The following is a 15482-nucleotide window of genomic DNA, read 5'->3' as shown; positions in this document are numbered from 1 at the left end:
AGCCTTACTCTTACTCTCTTTCAGCTTTTGAAGGTTCATTTAGTCCGTTTATATTCAATACTCCTCATCAGGGGAGGCTTAAGGAGGTATTCGTGGATTTTTTCTCATTGTTTGTCATGGACTTTATCCAGCAGTTGCAGTCGCCAACGCTGGCCTTTTTGATTGGTGGGATGATCATTGCCGCTCTCGGTAGTGAATTGGTCATCCCAGAGTCGATTTGTACGATCATCGTCTTCATGCTGCTGACCAAAATCGGTCTGACCGGCGGGATTGCCATCCGCAATTCCAACCTGACGGAAATGGTATTACCCATGATCTTTGCCGTCATAGTAGGGATTCTGGTGGTCTTCATCGCCCGCTATACCTTGGCCAATCTGCCCAAGGTGAAGGTGGTGGATGCGATCGCGACTGGGGGGTTATTTGGAGCCGTGAGTGGCTCGACTATGGCAGCCGGTCTGACGGTACTAGAAGAACAAAAGATCCCCTACGAGGCCTGGGCCGGCGCACTCTATCCTTTTATGGATATCCCGGCGCTGGTAACGGCGATCGTGGTGGCTAACATTTATCTTAACAAGAAGAAGCAGAAAGAAGCAGCCTACGACCAAGAGTCTTTTAGCAAGCAGCCGGTGGCGGCCGGGGATTATTCCGATCAGCAGGATTATCCCAGCAGTCGGCAGGAATATCTCAGCCTACAGCAGCCAGCGGATAATCGGGTCAAGATTTGGCCGATCATTGAAGAAAGCCTTCGCGGACCTGCCCTATCGGCCATGTTATTAGGTCTGGCTTTGGGCATCTTCACCCAGCCGGAAACTGTCTATAAAAGCTTCTACGATCCCCTCTTTCGCGGCTTGCTTTCGATCTTGATGCTGGTCATGGGGATGGAGGCTTGGTCAAGGGTGGGTGAACTGCGTAAGGTGGCCCAGTGGTATGTCGTCTATAGCGTCCTAGCACCCTTTGTGCATGGTCTAATCGCCTTCGGTCTCGGCATGGTTGCCCACTACGCCACTGGGTTCAGTTGGGGCGGTGTCGTGGTTCTGGCCGTCATCGCTTCCTCTAGTTCCGACATCTCCGGGCCGCCCACGTTGCGGGCCGGTATCCCCTCGGCTAATCCCTCCGCCTATATAGGCGCGTCCACGGCCATCGGTACGCCCGTAGCGATCGGCTTATGTATCCCGTTCTTCCTTGGTCTCGCCCAGGCCCTCAGCGGCGGCTAGGATTGTGGTCGGTGGGCGCTCCCTTGACGGGGCTTACCAAGCAAATAAATGTACATATTTTTTAAGGAGATAATCAACATGGCTAAACCAGCCAAAAAGCTCGTCATCGTCACAGAAAAGATTTTGCTGAAAAAAGTCGCCAAGATCATCGAAGAATGCGGGGCGACCGGTTACACGGTGATGGATACTGGCGGTAAAGGCAGTCGCAACGTGCGCTCGTCGGGACAACCCCACGTTTCCGAAACCGACAGTAATGTTAAGTTCGAGATACTTACCCCCGATCGAATTATGGCCCAAAATATTGCCAAGCAGGTTGCCGATCAGTTTTTCCTCAATTTTGCGGGCATGATCTATCTCTGTGATGCGGAGGTTCTGTACGGACAGAGTTTCTGTGGACCAGAGGGCTGTGAAATCTAGACAACTAAGCTTGTCTTGATCTGGGCCACCCCATCCTCAGCCTGACTGTCCTTGAGCGGTGGCCCTTTTTCCTATCCCCCAGTTTTATGACCACCTGAAATCTTTAACCCTCATCCCTTTAAACTGATGATTTTGTCCCCTATTCTGCCTCCTTCGATCGGGGAGATAGCAGCCCCCATGACTCCGCTCCCCTTGCTTGCCACCGTTGTGGCCGAGGATTCACCGATTATTCTCTCTGGCGTATTGCTGACACTGGTGGTGATTTATCTGGCCAGCAAGCTCGGCGCAGAGGCCGCCCGACGATTGGATTTTCCTCCCGTACTGGGAGAACTGGTGGCCGGTGTGATTGTCGGCGTTTCGGCCCTGCATCTGCTCATCTTTCCCGAAGGGGGACTATCGGCCTCGGACTCGCTGATTATGACGGTACTGCAAGGTTTAAATCAATTGGCCCCGGCTGCCGTGGACCGAATCTTTGAGTCCCAAAGTGAAGTGATTTCGGTTCTAGCTGAAATCGGTGTGATTATTCTGCTGTTTGAAATTGGCCTAGAATCCGACCTGCGACAACTCAAGGAAGTGGGAATTCAAGCCACGGTGGTGGCCTGTGTGGGGGTTGCGGCACCTTTTGCGGCAGGTACAGCCGGGTTAATGCTCGTCTTTCATGTGGCGGCTATCCCGGCGATTTTTGCGGGGGCAGCCTTAACGGCAACCAGTATCGGTATTACCTCGAAAGTTTTATCAGAGTTAGGTCAACTCAAATCCAAAGAAGGGCAAATTATTGTCGGTGCGGCGGTGATCGATGATGTCCTTGGTATTATTGTTCTGGCTGTGGTGGCTAGTTTAGCCAAAACCGGTGAGATTGATGTGACCAATGTTATTTATCTGATTGTCAGCGCTACGGCCTTTTTGATCGGATCAATTTTGTTGGGAGGTGTTTTTAACAAAAGTTTTGTGGCGATCGTGGAGCGGCTGAAAACTCGGGGAAATATTGTTATTCCCGCATTTGTCTTCGCTTTCTTTATGGCATTTTTAGGCAATGCTATTCATCTGGAAGCGATTTTAGGGGCCTTTGCTGCGGGTTTGGTGCTTGATGAAACTGATACCCGCAACGAGTTGGATGAGTTAATTAAACCGATCGCCGATTTGCTTGTACCGATTTTCTTTGTGACGGTGGGAGCGCGTGCCGATCTCGGTGTGTTAAACCCAACGGTGCCAGAGAATCGGGCCGGACTTTTGATCGCTGTCTTTTTGATGGTTGTGGCGATTATCGGTAAACTGGTGACAGGCTGGGCAGTTTTTGGCATATCCGGCATCAATCGCCTCGCCATCGGTGTGGGTATGATTCCCCGGGGTGAGGTGGGTTTAGTTTTTGCTGGGATTGGTTCGGCCAGCGGAATTTTGGATAAGCCTTTGGAGGTGTCGATTATTATTATGGTAATCTTGACGACTTTCCTGGCCCCTCCCTTCCTCAGAATCGCTTTTGGTAAGACGGAAGCTGTTCCCGAAACCCTAGCAAGCAAGGATTCGGCTAATCCTATTCCTTAATTTTGCGGGTAAAATCTGATTTTTTAGACGAGGCTGAAGCATTTTCAGCCTTTTTTGTCATTTATCACTAATACTAAATCTGGTTATTAAAAACTGATTATTTATTCCCCTTTGCCTTTTGCCTCTCCTGATATGTTATACTAAATCCTGTTATAATAAAACAAGTAAAGACGAGGAAATAAAATGCCCAAGAAAGCTTACTTAGCCGAACATCTGAGTTCAGAGGAACTGAAAGATAGATACAGAAACAGTCAAGACTCAGTGGAAACAAGAAGATGGCACTTATTGTGGAAAATATCCTTAGGATGGACAATCAAAAATGCGGCGGTAGCTGTGGGGTTAGATTATCAATATAGTTTTAGAATTCTCAAGAAATATAATGAATTAGGAGAAGAAGGAGTTAAAAATCTCAAGAAAAAAAGTGCAGAACATCGGAGAGGAAAAGAACCTTTATTGAAGGAAGAACAATTTCAAAAATTAAAAGAAGAACTGAAAGAACGTCCTGCGGATGGAGGAATTTGGACAGGACCGAAGGTAGCCAGATGGATAGAAAAGGAAACGGGGCGAGAAAAAGTTTGGAATCAAAGAGGATGGGATTACCTAAAAAAGTCGAGATATTCTTGTCAAAAACCCAGGGCAAAACATAAAAAGGGAGACCCAGTTGAACAAGAAAAATTCAAGCAAAACTTACCAGTAAAAGTTCAAGAATTAAGAAATAAATTTCCCAATTCTCAAGTAGAAGTCTGATTCTTTGACGAACATCGAGTTGGCTTAAAACCAATCATTAGAAAAGTCTGGGCTCCAATAGGAGAAAGGCCTTCTGCGCTAGTGCATCATCGTTATTAAGGTTATATGTTTACGGGTTTGTTGAGCCAAAAACAGGAAAAATACTCTGGTATTTAATCCCAAGAGTTAATCATCAATGGTTAAGTTTAGTCTATCAATCTTTTGCAAAAGATGTCGGGTTATCAGCAGAAAAAATTGTCCTATTAGTACAAGATAATGCTGGGTGGCATAGAAGTGAAAAACTTGAAGTTCCTAATGGAATCATGCTCGATTTTCTACCAGCTTATTCGCCAGAACTACAGCCAGCCGAGAGATTGTGGTCTCTAGTAGATGAACCTCTGGTTAATGAGTATTTTGAAACAATTGAAGAAATAGAAGAAATTCTGATAACTCGTTGTCAGTATCTCGAAACAATGACTAATGAAATTAAAAACTTGACTAACTATCATTGGCTAACTTATGACTGATTGTTATCATCTTTTTAAAACAGGATTTAGTATCATACTACGCTCGTCTATTAGCAGTACGCAAAGTAACCCAAGACAATCAAGGAAAGAAAACAGCAGGTGTCGATGGAATGATAGCAATATCCCCAGAACAAAGGCTAAATCTAACCGAAGAAATCAAAGGAACACTGAAAGCAAAACCGTTAAGAAGGGTGTGGATTCCTAAACCAGGTAGGGATGAAAAACGTCCATTAGGAATACCAACCATCAAAGACAGGGCTAGACAAGCGTTGATTAAATCGGCACTCGAACCAGAATGGGAATCAAAAATGGAAGGAACCAGCTACGGTTTTCGACCCGGAAAGTCTGCCCATGACGCAATATCAAAGATATACATTACCATTAATCAAGGTAGTTACTTTGTATTAGATGCCGATATTGCCAAATGTTTCGACCGAATTAATCAGGTTCTTCCGAACTTACAATGTAGAAAATTCCCCAAGCTCCCTCTCTGTCCAGCAATGCTCTAAAGTTGATAAATATCAATCTAACAAAAACTCAAAGCTTTACTATACAAGCTTTACAAGCATAAGTTGTTAATAGTTTTACATAACAGGTTCGGTAGAGCCATTAATCACGACCTTTTACTGTCCAAAATTCATTGTCCAAATTCCCTGAAAAGAGATATTAAACAATGGCTCAAAGCAGGAGTATTGGATAACGGCGTATTTGAAAAAATAGAAACAGGGACACCACAAGGAGGGGTAATAAGTCCACTACTAGCCAACATCGCACTGGATGGAATGGCAAGATTAATTGAAACACTATTCCCCAAAAAGAAAAATAGGAATCAAGCTGTTTTAATAAGATACGCCGATGACTTCGTAGTGATTTCACCATCACTCGAAATCATCGAACAGTGCCAAACTGCCATTTCTGAATGGCTAAAGCCTATTGGATTAGAACTCAAACCAGAAAAAACTAGAGTGTGTCATACAATCAAACCCATTGAATATAATGGGAAAACGGAAGAACCCGGTTTTGACTTTCTAGGATTCAATATCAGGCAATACCCAGCCGGAAAATACAAAGCAGGTAAAATAACGAAAGGAATACCTAAAACATTCCTAACCCACATTAAACCTAGCCAAAAAGCAGTTAAAGCCCACACAGAAGTGATAAAAGGTGTAATCAAAAAACACAAAACAGCACCTCAATCAGCCCTGATTAGACAATTAAACCCAATCATTAGAGGTTGGGCTAACTACTACTCAGGAGCAGTATCTAAAGATACCTTCAATAAACTAGACTACACAATCTGGTTAATGTTAAGGGCATGGACAGTATCAAGATGCGGTAAAGCGAATTACAAAAAGCTGAGAAATTATTTTAGACCGGGTACAGTTAAACTCAGTAATGGGAAAGAAAGACACGAATCTTGGTTATTTAAAACCAAAGATGGTTATCAATTATGGAAACATAATTGGACACCAATTGTCAGACATACCCTAGTACGCGCCGACGCTTCACCCTACGACGGAAATTGGACTTACTGGGCGACCAGAAGAGGACAAGCAATTGACACACCTACGAGAGTAGCCAAACTACTTAAGAAGCAACAAGGCAAGTGTAACCGATGTGGACAATATTTCACCCCATCGGATTTAATTGAAGTTGACCACATTCACCCTCTAAGCTTAGGCGGAAAGGATGAATATTAAAACCTTCAATTACTACACCGCCACTGTCACGATGATAAATCGGCAACTGATGGAAGCCTTAAATCATCTACATTAACATCATCAGAGGTTAATATAGACAATACAAGGACAACCAAAAGAAGTCAAGCTGTATCCTTAACAAAGGAACAATCAAACTAGGAGCCGTGTGAGGTGAAAGTCTCATGCACGGTTCTGAATGGGAGGGGAGGTCGGTGACGACCTTCTCGACCCCTAATAGTATTACTCCTTGTCATGACGAAGATGCGATCGCTAACGTGACAACTAGGCAGTTAAAGTATTTAACCAATTGATTAAATCTTCAACCTTAGAGAAATCGAATAAAGCTTCTCCTAATACTTCAACATCATCAATACTTAACTGCATGATTTGAGTTTCCAATGAAGGATTAATCTCCCCTAACTTGCGTTTAAGTTGACGAAGAATCAATGTCTTTTCCCGTTCAATACCTTGTTCAATACCTTGTTCGATACCTTGACGCATCCAACTGGTGGTAATTTGCATAACTCCCTCCTGTACGGGTTGACTAAATGTGCTAATCTCTTCTTGAAATTGTCTCTCTTCCACCGGATTTAGATTGAGATATGTATCAATAAATCCAGAAATTAATTGAATTCTCGCCGCATCTAACCTTAAAGTAATTAACAAGCGCAGACATTCCGCTTTTACCTTGGCTCGCTCTTTCTGGGCAATGTTCATCTTAGCCATCAAAGCTGAAGCAACTGGATTCGGTTGATTGAGAAAATCTCGCCAATTTAATCGATTTAACTGCACTACTTGATAGTTAAATTCTAATACCTTAAAATCGGGAAAATCGACTACATATTGACTAATCGCTTCTCTTTTTGGCTTTGAATAAGAAAAAATTACAATCGGATAAATCGGTAGGACAAATTTCTCATGAAAGCGAGCAAAATAAGTAAACATTCGCCGATTAAACCACTTGCGGGAACTTTCCTGTGCCTCTACATGAATCAGAAAAAAAGATTCCTTTCCTCGAAACCTAACTTGTGCGACTAAATCGCTTTCATACCTTTCTCCTTCCGTGACATCGGTAAATACTTCTTTGTCTAAAAAAGTAATCGAGTCCCTATCTAAATAATCCATCAATTGAGGAAAAAATAACTCGATAAATTCGACAAAAAAGGTGGAGATTAACTCCTTAAATAAGCGATCATGGTCAATATTGTTAGTCATGTAATATCATCTTAACGAATCTGAGCGATGAATGACTACTATTCTCTATTGTATTCTGAAAAGTCGGTTTTGGCAACGGATTATTATGATCTCACCCCCTTAACCTACAAGGAAAGGGGGATGCTTCCCGCAAAAAACCCCACAGAAAACGGGTTTCTTGAAGAAACCCGTTTTCTCGAGAAAAAAAACTGGAGCGAGCGCTTTTCGCCACCCCAGTGCTGTCACGGAATTCAATTCTGTATCTAAATTAACACATTATTGGTAGCAAGCATGATTAAGGAAATTGGAAATTTTTCCGAAAGGGGGTTCCAAAGGCTGTAACCTTGACTGACAGGGGATTTCGAGTCTGATAAGGCCAAAGTTTTGGGAGTCTATCCTCGAAAATTAAACTTCGGCGCGGAGATGTTCCCCCAGATGAACGGTTTTCACCCATTTTAAACGTTTAGGACGCAAAGCCATCCGCAGGCTGACACTGGGAATAATAATAAACCAGTGCATCATATAAATCATGCCGCGAATGGTTTGAGCAAGGATGTCCAAACCGAGAGCAAAAGTCAATTTTTTACCCGTATTAACTCGGATTAATCCTGTCACCATCCCCCAGACAGAAAGGGAAAGAGCCAAACCAGTTAAAGGAGTTAAAATCGGAGCTTGATGCTGGGTAATAGTGATTAAAAGATCGGGAATAGCGGCCGCAGGTAAGATATATTGAACGATCAAAAAAGCAATTAAATCAAACTTTTTCGGCCAAGGCATGGGAGACTTTAAAATCGCTTTCCAATAGTCGAGATAACGCTGAAAACCACCTTCGGCCCAACGATTGCGCTGATGCCATAAAGCGAGCGCAGTTGTCACCCCTTCTTCCGCTACTGCGGGAAAATTTAAGACATTAATTTTCCAATTATCGATATGGAGACGAATAGTTAAATCAAGATCGTCGGTGATCGTTTGTTCATTCCAACCCCCGCAACGATTTAAGGCACTACGACGGACAAATTGACCATTTCCGCGCAATTCTCCGATCCCTCCCACTGCGATCCGTTGCTGTTGAAAACAGCTATCAAAGATCATTTCCACCGCTTGTCCTTTTGTCCAGAAGTTTTCGGCGGCATTGGCGATCGCTTTTCGCACCTGTACCGCACCCACTTCTCGATCGTCGAACATTGGGACCACATGACGCAGTAAATCGGAGGATAATCCCGCATCCGCATCGAATACGCCGATAATTTCCCCATTAGTCAGGGATAAAACCTGATTCAAGGCGCCAGATTTGCCACCTCCGGCATTAGCAGCACGATGGAGAATTTGTAATTGGGGATATTCTAAAGCAAGGCGATCGAGAATTGCACCGGTGTTATCGGTGCTATAGTCATCGACGATCCAAACTTCTAACTTATCTTGGGGATAGTCTAGATGACAGAGATAATTAACCAGTTTCGTGATTACGGTTTCTTCATTTTTGGCCGCTACTAAGAGGGAAACCCTGGGGACAGAGGCTAAATCCTGATCTAGCAAAGGAATTGGTGGCGTTTCTGGTTTCGTGAACAGCAGCCGCAAAGCTTGCCCCGATAGTACTATAGTTAGGGCGATAATTGCCCAATATCCCCAACTCAGCCAATGAAGTCCGATAATTATTGTCCAGATCGCCATGAGGCTAAAAGCCGCTTTCTGTCTGCGTCCCGATCGGCCTTGAAAAATTTCGCTCCTAAATTCGTCCTCCTCATCTTCGGGATCGGACCAGTCAGATAGGAGGGAACCAATCGGGTCTAATTCTTCGTTATCATCCTCTCGCGACCAATAATTTTCTGCCATAATCGACTCAGGTTAAGTAACTGTTCAAATAGAAGCTTATTTCTTGCTTTATCTTACCGAAAATTGTTAAAATTTTTAACAGAATCTTAAGTTTTTTCGGGAAAGAAACCCCAGTTTTTCAGGCTATTGGTTCTTTTTACCCGATAAATGCGCTTTTTCGGTTAAGATTGCTTTGTTTACATTCGTTGAGAAAATTTAACATTTATCCCCTATGTCAAACCTGCTCCTCTGTGTCGGACTGATTTGTGGCTCAATTATTTGGGTGGAGATCGTGCGTGATTGCTATCATGCTCTAGCCCACCATTGGCAGCCCCTTTATCGTCTGCACGTCTGGCATCATCGGGTTTTTCGTCCCGATCTGTCGGTAATGAGCGAGGAAATTTATCGTCGGGCCCACTGGTACAATGATGTACCGGAGGCCTTGGTGATGTTGGCTGCCAGTGTTTTACCTGTACTATTGGCCTACTCTTGGGGGTTCGATCGCCCTTGGTTGGGTTGGTTAGGTTCCCTTTATACTTTGGCTTTTCTCAGTACGGCGATCGGTCGAGGTTTAGGTATCGCCAATTTGGACGAATTAACCGATTTAACCCATCGTCCGGGACAATTTGAGAGTTTACCGGCTCAATGGCGCGTTAATCGTACTTACCACTGGCGACACCATTTTGATAACCAAAAGGCTTATTATTGTGGAACTTTCACCTTTATGGATAAATTGATGGGGACGGCACTTTCTCTCAAGGGTAAAACGATCGCCATTACCGGAGCGAATGGAACTTTAGGGCGATCGCTGTTAAAGTACCTACAACTGAAGGGAGCCAAGGTGATCGCGCTCACTTCTGGGGAAAATGCGATCGCTATTGAAATTAACGGCGAATCAGTACCTGTAAAAACCGTAAAATGGCAAATCGGTGAAGAAACGCAACTTGAGAACCTATTTAAGTCTGTAGATATACTGATTTTAAATCATGGCGTTAATGTCCACGGCCAAAGAACCCCAGAAGCGATCGAATTAGCCTACCAAGTGAATACTTTTTCCGTCTGGCGTTTAATGGAATTATTCTTTAAAACTGTCCGCACTAACGAGCAAATTGCTCGCAAGGAAGTCTGGGTGAATACCTCGGAAGCGGAGGTTAATCCTGCCTTTAGTCCCCTCTACGAACTCAGTAAACGAGCGATCGGTGATATGATTACCCTGCGTCGTTTAGATGCTCCCTGTGTGGTAAGAAAGCTAATTCTTGGCCCTTTTAAGAGTAATTTAAATCCTGTGGGTATTATGTCCGCCGATTGGGTGGCTAAACAGATTATCAAGGCGGTACAAAGGGATAGCCGCAATATTATTATTACTATTAATCCCTTGACTTTTATCACCTTTCCAATTAAGGAATTCTCTGTTTCTACCTACTTAAAACTATTTACTCGTTCCCCCAAAAATCAGGAAAACCCCTAACTAGGGTTTGCTGAAAAAGCTTTTCCCGGGGGCAGGGTGTGGGGTGTGGGGTTTTATCGATTTTCAGGAGGTCAATTAAGTAGGGAGGAACAATTATTTGTAGGATGGGTTAGCGGTAGCGTAACCCATGCGGGCGTTGGGTTTCATGCTTCAACCCAACCTACGTTCATCTTATATTTAATTCCACCCACGCACTTACATAATTTTCAGGGAAAAAGTACCTGAATTTTCCCCCCGATCACTCCCATATCTGGTACTTTTTGATTGACAAAAGGTCTAAAAGTGTTACCTAACAAGGTTTTTAGATTTATTCAGCAATCCCTAACTATTTATCCTTAATCGGGGATCAAGACTATTTTTCCGCTCACTCTTTCCGATTCACTATAATTATGAGCTTCTATCACCTGGGAAAAAGTATAGGTGCGATCGATTCTAACAGTTAATTTTCCCGATTCGATCGCTTCTTTGAGAAATTGCCAGTCAGACGCTTGTGCTTGAGCAAAAAATATCAGTTTCCCTTTTTGGGGCAACCAAGAAGTGAGATAATTTAAAAGGATAATTCTGGGATTTGGTAGGGTGGTTATATAAGTGCCTTGGGGTTTTAAAAGCTGACGACAGTGCCAAAAAGAAGACTTAGCCACAGCATCGAAGATTATATCATATTTCTGCTCAGTTTTTCTCCAATCTTCTTGGGTATAATCTATAACTTTATCTGCTCCTAAAGAGGTGACATAATCGATATTTTTACTACTACAAACTCCATCTACTTCTGCGGAGAAAATTTTTCCTATCTGCACAGCAAAACTACCCACTCCTCCCGATGCACCATTAACTAAAATCCGATTTCCTGCTTGAATATTGCCAAAATTGCGCAAGACTTGCAAAGCGGTAGAAGCAGCCAAAGGAGTGGCAGCAGCTTCAATAAAACTCTGATTATGCGGTTTTTTAACTAATAGGGAAGCGGGAATAATTGCATATTCAGCATAGGTTCTACCAGGTAATTGATTGAGAAAACCAAAAACCTCATCTCCGTTCTGAAATTGTTCCACCTGACTGCCTTTTTCAACGATAATTCCCCCATAATCAAAACCTAATTGCAGGGGAAATTTATTACCTGTGGCTATTTTGAGCATTCCCCGACGAATCTTCCAATCAATCGGATTAATTCCCGCTGCCATAATCTTAATTAAGACTTCTTTTCCTTGGGGAATTGGCTTTTCTATGTCTGTGTATTGGAGAACATTACTATCGCCATAGCGATTAATGATAATAGCTTTCATAATTAAGAAAAAAGTTGATAAAATAGTAAGGGAGCAAAAGTGATGACCAAGAGAACAAAAATCCAAACTCGTCCCGCTAAAAGATTATAATCTTGACCTAATCTTGACCAAGAGTGACCGACGATAAAATGGCCGAACAGAAACTCAAAACCTACTGTTAATACTAACCAAATTAAACCGATGGTAATTGCTTGACCGGACGATTCTAGACCCCAAAAATAGACAAGAGTGCCAATATAAAGACTAAAAAAGAGAATTCCTGTCAGGGTAGAAATTTGATGAGCGCGTAATTCATCGAGATATTTTCCGTAGGTGCTTTCCCTGAGAATACCGTTACTAATTCCTATTACGATCATCGGGAGCCATAGGACAATGTAGCGACTAATCATAGCTGTGGGTTTAGAACTCGCTCTAATTGGATTATACACTTTAGCTGTAGGCAAATCTCTCAAGGCAAGAGAAAAAGACAAAAATTGCATTTATCCCATTAATTGACCATTTTTCTAGTTATGGCTTTTCTCATAAAGATGAAGTATGATCAGATCGGGGAGCGTCTCGGAGTCTCCTCAAAACGAAAACCTCATACCTCACCATTAAAATAACTGCCATAAGTGAGGACAGGGGTGACAGTGGGGTAAATTGTTAATTTTTTTGGGGATTTAGCTACATTATCCGAAAAATGTCACACTAGAGGTAGGGGATCGTCAGCGATCCAGGGTATTGCTGGCAGCCGGTGGGAAAAAAGATTAACTTCAACCCTGACGTTAAGTAGTCGTGCAAAATTAATTTCCTAGTAAAGATAGGCAAAAGGCAAGAGGCAAAAGGCAAGAGGGGGTTAGATATGTGTAATTAATTTTGCTTAGGTACTTATCTACTATCGAGGAGGCTAATTCTATGGATAATACGGAAACAATCTCAGTCGATCGGGATACCAACAAACTCTATAATAAAATTCTCGTGGCTGTGGATTATCAAGATCCCACTCCAGAGGTTTTGAATGCGGCTATTCTCTTAGCGAAAACCTACGCTAGTGAGTTGCGAATTGTTTATAGTCTGTCTAAACCTTTGACACCCTACACGGAAACTTTTATTTATGGTAATCTGATCGGTTATGGTGGTGGTTATCCCCCCGATATGATCGCCTTAGAACAACAAATCACCGAAGAAATGCAAGGGGAATTACAAGCTTGGTTAAACGGTTTAGTCGATCGAGCTAAGGAAGATAATATCACGGCCAAGGCTGATTATTATATCGGTGATCCGGGACAGAAAATTTGTCAAGTTGCCCAGCAGGAAGGGATAGATTTAATTATTGTTGGTCGTCACGGTCGATCGGGTTTATCTGAGTTAATCTTAGGTAGTGTCAGTAATTATGTGGTACATCATGCTCCCTGTTCAGTTTTGGTGATACACATCACTCATTAATTAGAAAGGGTTGAAATCCATTTTTTGCTGTCCATTGAATTGCACCATCTCTCCCGGTCCAGTAAGTCTTAATCCGGGCTTTTCTCAGTTGATTTCTGGCATTGCGGGAGAGATTATTAGTGACAGCGATCGCTGTTTGCGGTCGAATTGACTCTAACCATTGTTTATCTAGATTGCTTCCCTGCCATAATAACACTAGGGGGCTAAATTTTTGGGATAAGTTAACGGGAATTTTCGGGTTGATAATCCATAGCCAAGATTGATTTTTTACCTGAAATTTAAATAAATTTTTCTCGATCAATTGTCCAGTAATTTCGCCAAAATTAAATTTTTCTAACTGGGATAAAGTAATAGTTTTTTTGATTGGTATGTCCTCACTGATAGTTGAGAATTGCGCCGAATTATTGACGGTTATTGCTCCTTGTATTTGATTAATTCCCTCCTGTCGCAAAAAAGGCAAAACTGTATAACGTGCTGTTGCGGGTTCCTCCCCATTAATTAAGAGAGTATTTCCTCGATTTTGAATAATTATTACTGGTTGCGATTTGGTGGCTAAAACTGTCACCTGAGTTAAAGTAAAATGTTGATAAATAATCGGTATTAAAATTAAAGTGAGGATAAATAAACCGACTAAATGCCACCGTTGACGCAACCAGAGATTGCAGCAGATTAAGGTAAGGCAAATATAAATAATTAACATCACTCCTAAAGATAATTTACCCGTGGAGTAGGTACTAAAAGGAAGCAGACTAAAAAAGTTGGTAATTTGCAGTAATAACTTTAGAGGGTAATAGAGAATACTAGCGCCGATACTGCCCAAAGGGGGATAAATTAAGCCTAAAAAAGCAGTAAAAACTCCTCCTAAACTAATTAGGGTAACTAGGGGAGTTGTGATAATATTAATGGGGATATTATAAAGAGCGATCGAGTTAAATGTAAACATTAATAAAGGCATAGTCCAGAGAGTAGCAGCTAGACTAATAGCTACAGGTTCAGCGATTAAATTAGGGAAATAGTCAATTTTATTTTTCAGTAAGGGAACGGTAATAATTAATCCCAAAGTCGCCAAAAAACTTAACTGAAATCCTAAATCCCAAATCCAGAGAGGTTGCCATAATAATAGAATTGTAGCCGCTAGTAACAGGGAACCTAAACTATTAACTTGTCGATTATAAAGCAGCCCGATTAATGCCCCAATTCCCATCAAAATCGCCCGCATAACTGAAGGTTGTAACCCTGTTAAAGTGCCATAAATCATTAAGATAGTAACGGCAATAATAAACTGTTTTTTAGGGGATAAATTGCGAGTAATAGTTAAAACAAACCCCAACAAAATAGACACATGAAAGCCAGAAGCTGCTAAAATGTGAGCCAATCCAGTTTTAATAAATAAATCGGTGATTTTTGCTGGTAAATTAACCGCTTGTCGTCCGAGGGTAATCGAACTTAATAAAGTCCCTTTTTCTTGGCCTAGTCCTTGAATTTGTGCCTCAACAATGCGCTGACGAATCTGCCAAACTCCCCAAGTCGGTGACTTTTTATTGATAATTATTTCCCCTTTTAAACCAGCAAAAGCACCCCGACGCGCTAGATAATTAGCAAAGTCAAAAGCACTAGGATTATTGGCACGACGGGGACGATAAAGTAATCCTTTAATTGTTATTTCTTGTCCGGGATAAACCTGATTTTTTGCTAGATTGGGTAGAGTAACGTAGAGTTTACCCTCGGATTTTTTTGTGGGTAAATTCCTAATGCTAAATTCCTTTACTTCTAACCAAAATTGTAAATTTTCTCGGCGATTGAGACGAATTTCTGATATAATATTACCCGTGATTTTAATAGAGTTAACTACATTATTTTTTAAAAGATTACTGATATCATTTGCGCTGGGGTAAGGAGTGCGAATTTCCAGATAAACAACGGCAAAGATAGCTATTAATCCCGCTATCAGCCAAATTTTTTTCGGGGGACTTTGCCACCAAAAACGACGGATAAAAGTTGTGGTTAACAGGGTAATTAGACTAATAATAACAATTCTAATTACCACTTCCTGCCATCGGTTTAACTGGGGACTAAAATCTAGCAGACCTGTAGATAATAATCCCAGAATATAGGCTAAACCAAGAATAACGCTATTAGGGCGATTCATAGAAATTTTTGTCGTCAAATAATTTCAG

13 protein-coding genes and 2 pseudogenes are annotated in these 15482 nt (G+C 42.1%); 10 read left to right on the top strand and 5 right to left on the bottom strand.

All coding sequences use genetic code 11. The features are described 5' to 3' along the window. Positions 1 to 92 precede the first annotated feature (92 nt). The 7 genes and pseudogenes from ACE3JL_RS18650 to ACE3JL_RS18620 form a co-directional block, all read left to right on the top strand. The gene (locus ACE3JL_RS18650) at positions 93 to 1214 is read left to right on the top strand and encodes a sodium-dependent bicarbonate transport family permease (protein ID WP_185241089.1); all 1122 of its coding nucleotides are present in this window, start codon (positions 93 to 95) and stop codon (positions 1212 to 1214) included. A gap of 78 nt (positions 1215 to 1292) precedes the next feature. Further along, entirely contained in the window at positions 1293 to 1631 is a 339-nt protein-coding gene (locus ACE3JL_RS18645; RefSeq protein ID WP_375328104.1) for a P-II family nitrogen regulator, read from the top strand. Positions 1632 to 1757: 126 nt separating this feature from the next. Continuing rightward, complete coding sequence (locus ACE3JL_RS18640) at positions 1758 to 3173, top strand: cation:proton antiporter (RefSeq protein ID WP_271989691.1); 1416 nt, start codon at positions 1758 to 1760, stop codon at positions 3171 to 3173. 183 nt (positions 3174 to 3356) lie between these two features. Next, the gene (locus ACE3JL_RS18635) at positions 3357 to 3920 is read left to right on the top strand and encodes a transposase (RefSeq protein WP_375328103.1); all 564 of its coding nucleotides are present in this window, start codon (positions 3357 to 3359) and stop codon (positions 3918 to 3920) included. Between the two features lie 47 nt (positions 3921 to 3967). Next, on the top strand, positions 3968 to 4426 hold the full coding sequence (locus tag ACE3JL_RS18630) for a transposase (protein ID WP_375329629.1): 459 nt from the start codon (positions 3968 to 3970) through the stop codon (positions 4424 to 4426). A 32-nt stretch (positions 4427 to 4458) separates the two neighbouring features. Beyond that, positions 4459 to 4863: pseudogene (locus ACE3JL_RS18625) on the top strand (reverse transcriptase N-terminal domain-containing protein); the annotation flags it as partial. A gap of 171 nt (positions 4864 to 5034) precedes the next feature. After that, a pseudogene (locus ACE3JL_RS18620) lies at positions 5035 to 6285 on the top strand (group II intron reverse transcriptase); the annotation flags it as partial. A gap of 123 nt (positions 6286 to 6408) precedes the next feature. Here the strand turns inward: ACE3JL_RS18620 and ACE3JL_RS18615 are convergent. Continuing rightward, positions 6409 to 7341 (bottom strand): Rpn family recombination-promoting nuclease/putative transposase, encoded by a 933-nt coding sequence (locus ACE3JL_RS18615; RefSeq protein WP_375328102.1) that lies wholly within the window; start codon positions 7339 to 7341, stop codon positions 6409 to 6411. 27 nt (positions 7342 to 7368) lie between these two features. Between ACE3JL_RS18615 and ACE3JL_RS18610 the strand changes: the two genes are divergently transcribed. Further along, on the top strand, positions 7369 to 7587 hold the full coding sequence (locus tag ACE3JL_RS18610; protein WP_271988400.1) for a hypothetical protein: 219 nt from the start codon (positions 7369 to 7371) through the stop codon (positions 7585 to 7587). Positions 7588 to 7725: 138 nt separating this feature from the next. Here the strand turns inward: ACE3JL_RS18610 and ACE3JL_RS18605 are convergent, their stop codons facing one another. Continuing rightward, entirely contained in the window at positions 7726 to 9153 is a 1428-nt protein-coding gene (locus ACE3JL_RS18605; RefSeq protein ID WP_375328101.1) for a glycosyltransferase, read from the bottom strand. 211 nt (positions 9154 to 9364) lie between these two features. Here ACE3JL_RS18605 and ACE3JL_RS18600 point away from each other — a divergent pair, with 211 nt between their 5' ends. After that, entirely contained in the window at positions 9365 to 10600 is a 1236-nt protein-coding gene (locus ACE3JL_RS18600; RefSeq protein WP_375328100.1) for a bifunctional sterol desaturase/short chain dehydrogenase, read from the top strand. Between the two features lie 335 nt (positions 10601 to 10935). Here ACE3JL_RS18600 and ACE3JL_RS18595 read toward each other — a convergent pair whose 3' ends face one another. Both ACE3JL_RS18595 and ACE3JL_RS18590 read right to left on the bottom strand, forming a co-directional pair. Next, on the bottom strand, positions 10936 to 11880 hold the full coding sequence (locus ACE3JL_RS18595) for an NAD(P)-dependent alcohol dehydrogenase (RefSeq protein ID WP_375328099.1): 945 nt from the start codon (positions 11878 to 11880) through the stop codon (positions 10936 to 10938). Between the two features lie 2 nt (positions 11881 to 11882). Further along, positions 11883 to 12269 (bottom strand): hypothetical protein, encoded by a 387-nt coding sequence (locus ACE3JL_RS18590; protein WP_271988396.1) that lies wholly within the window; start codon positions 12267 to 12269, stop codon positions 11883 to 11885. A gap of 505 nt (positions 12270 to 12774) precedes the next feature. On the opposite strand from ACE3JL_RS18590, the gene ACE3JL_RS18585 reads away from it, so the two are divergent. Continuing rightward, positions 12775 to 13305, top strand: a complete 531-nt coding sequence (locus tag ACE3JL_RS18585) for a universal stress protein (protein ID WP_271992354.1) — start codon at positions 12775 to 12777, stop codon at positions 13303 to 13305. Here ACE3JL_RS18585 and ACE3JL_RS18580 read toward each other — a convergent pair. Next, positions 13295 to 15454, bottom strand: a complete 2160-nt coding sequence (locus ACE3JL_RS18580) for a ComEC/Rec2 family competence protein (protein WP_375328098.1) — start codon at positions 15452 to 15454, stop codon at positions 13295 to 13297. The two genes, ACE3JL_RS18585 and ACE3JL_RS18580, sit on opposite strands and share 11 nt — an antisense overlap. Positions 15455 to 15482: the final 28 nt, after the last annotated feature.

The organism is Microcystis sp. BLCC-F210, from assembly GCF_042134685.1.
GTDB classification, from domain to species: domain Bacteria; phylum Cyanobacteriota; class Cyanobacteriia; order Cyanobacteriales; family Microcystaceae; genus Microcystis; species Microcystis aeruginosa_D.
The sequence above is the reverse complement of the archived record's forward strand: the minus strand, read 5'-3'. Positions and strand labels throughout refer to the sequence as shown.

What these genes read in the sequence shown, in the direction of transcription:
- ACE3JL_RS18645 (WP_375328104.1), top strand. Translation starts at nt 1,293, where the DNA reads ATGGCTAAACCAGCCAAAAAGCTCGTCATCGTCACAGAAAAGATTTTG.
- ACE3JL_RS18640 (WP_271989691.1), top strand. Translation starts at nt 1,758, where the DNA reads ATGATTTTGTCCCCTATTCTGCCTCCTTCGATCGGGGAGATAGCAGCC.
- ACE3JL_RS18635 (WP_375328103.1), top strand. Translation starts at nt 3,357, where the DNA reads ATGCCCAAGAAAGCTTACTTAGCCGAACATCTGAGTTCAGAGGAACTG.
- ACE3JL_RS18615 (WP_375328102.1), bottom strand. Translation starts at nt 7,341, where the DNA reads ATGACTAACAATATTGACCATGATCGCTTATTTAAGGAGTTAATCTCC.
- ACE3JL_RS18610 (WP_271988400.1), top strand. Translation starts at nt 7,369, where the DNA reads ATGAATGACTACTATTCTCTATTGTATTCTGAAAAGTCGGTTTTGGCA.
- ACE3JL_RS18605 (WP_375328101.1), bottom strand. Translation starts at nt 9,153, where the DNA reads ATGGCAGAAAATTATTGGTCGCGAGAGGATGATAACGAAGAATTAGAC.
- ACE3JL_RS18600 (WP_375328100.1), top strand. Translation starts at nt 9,365, where the DNA reads ATGTCAAACCTGCTCCTCTGTGTCGGACTGATTTGTGGCTCAATTATT.
- ACE3JL_RS18595 (WP_375328099.1), bottom strand. Translation starts at nt 11,880, where the DNA reads ATGAAAGCTATTATCATTAATCGCTATGGCGATAGTAATGTTCTCCAA.
- ACE3JL_RS18590 (WP_271988396.1), bottom strand. Translation starts at nt 12,269, where the DNA reads ATGATTAGTCGCTACATTGTCCTATGGCTCCCGATGATCGTAATAGGA.
- ACE3JL_RS18585 (WP_271992354.1), top strand. Translation starts at nt 12,775, where the DNA reads ATGGATAATACGGAAACAATCTCAGTCGATCGGGATACCAACAAACTC.
- ACE3JL_RS18580 (WP_375328098.1), bottom strand. Translation starts at nt 15,454, where the DNA reads ATGAATCGCCCTAATAGCGTTATTCTTGGTTTAGCCTATATTCTGGGA.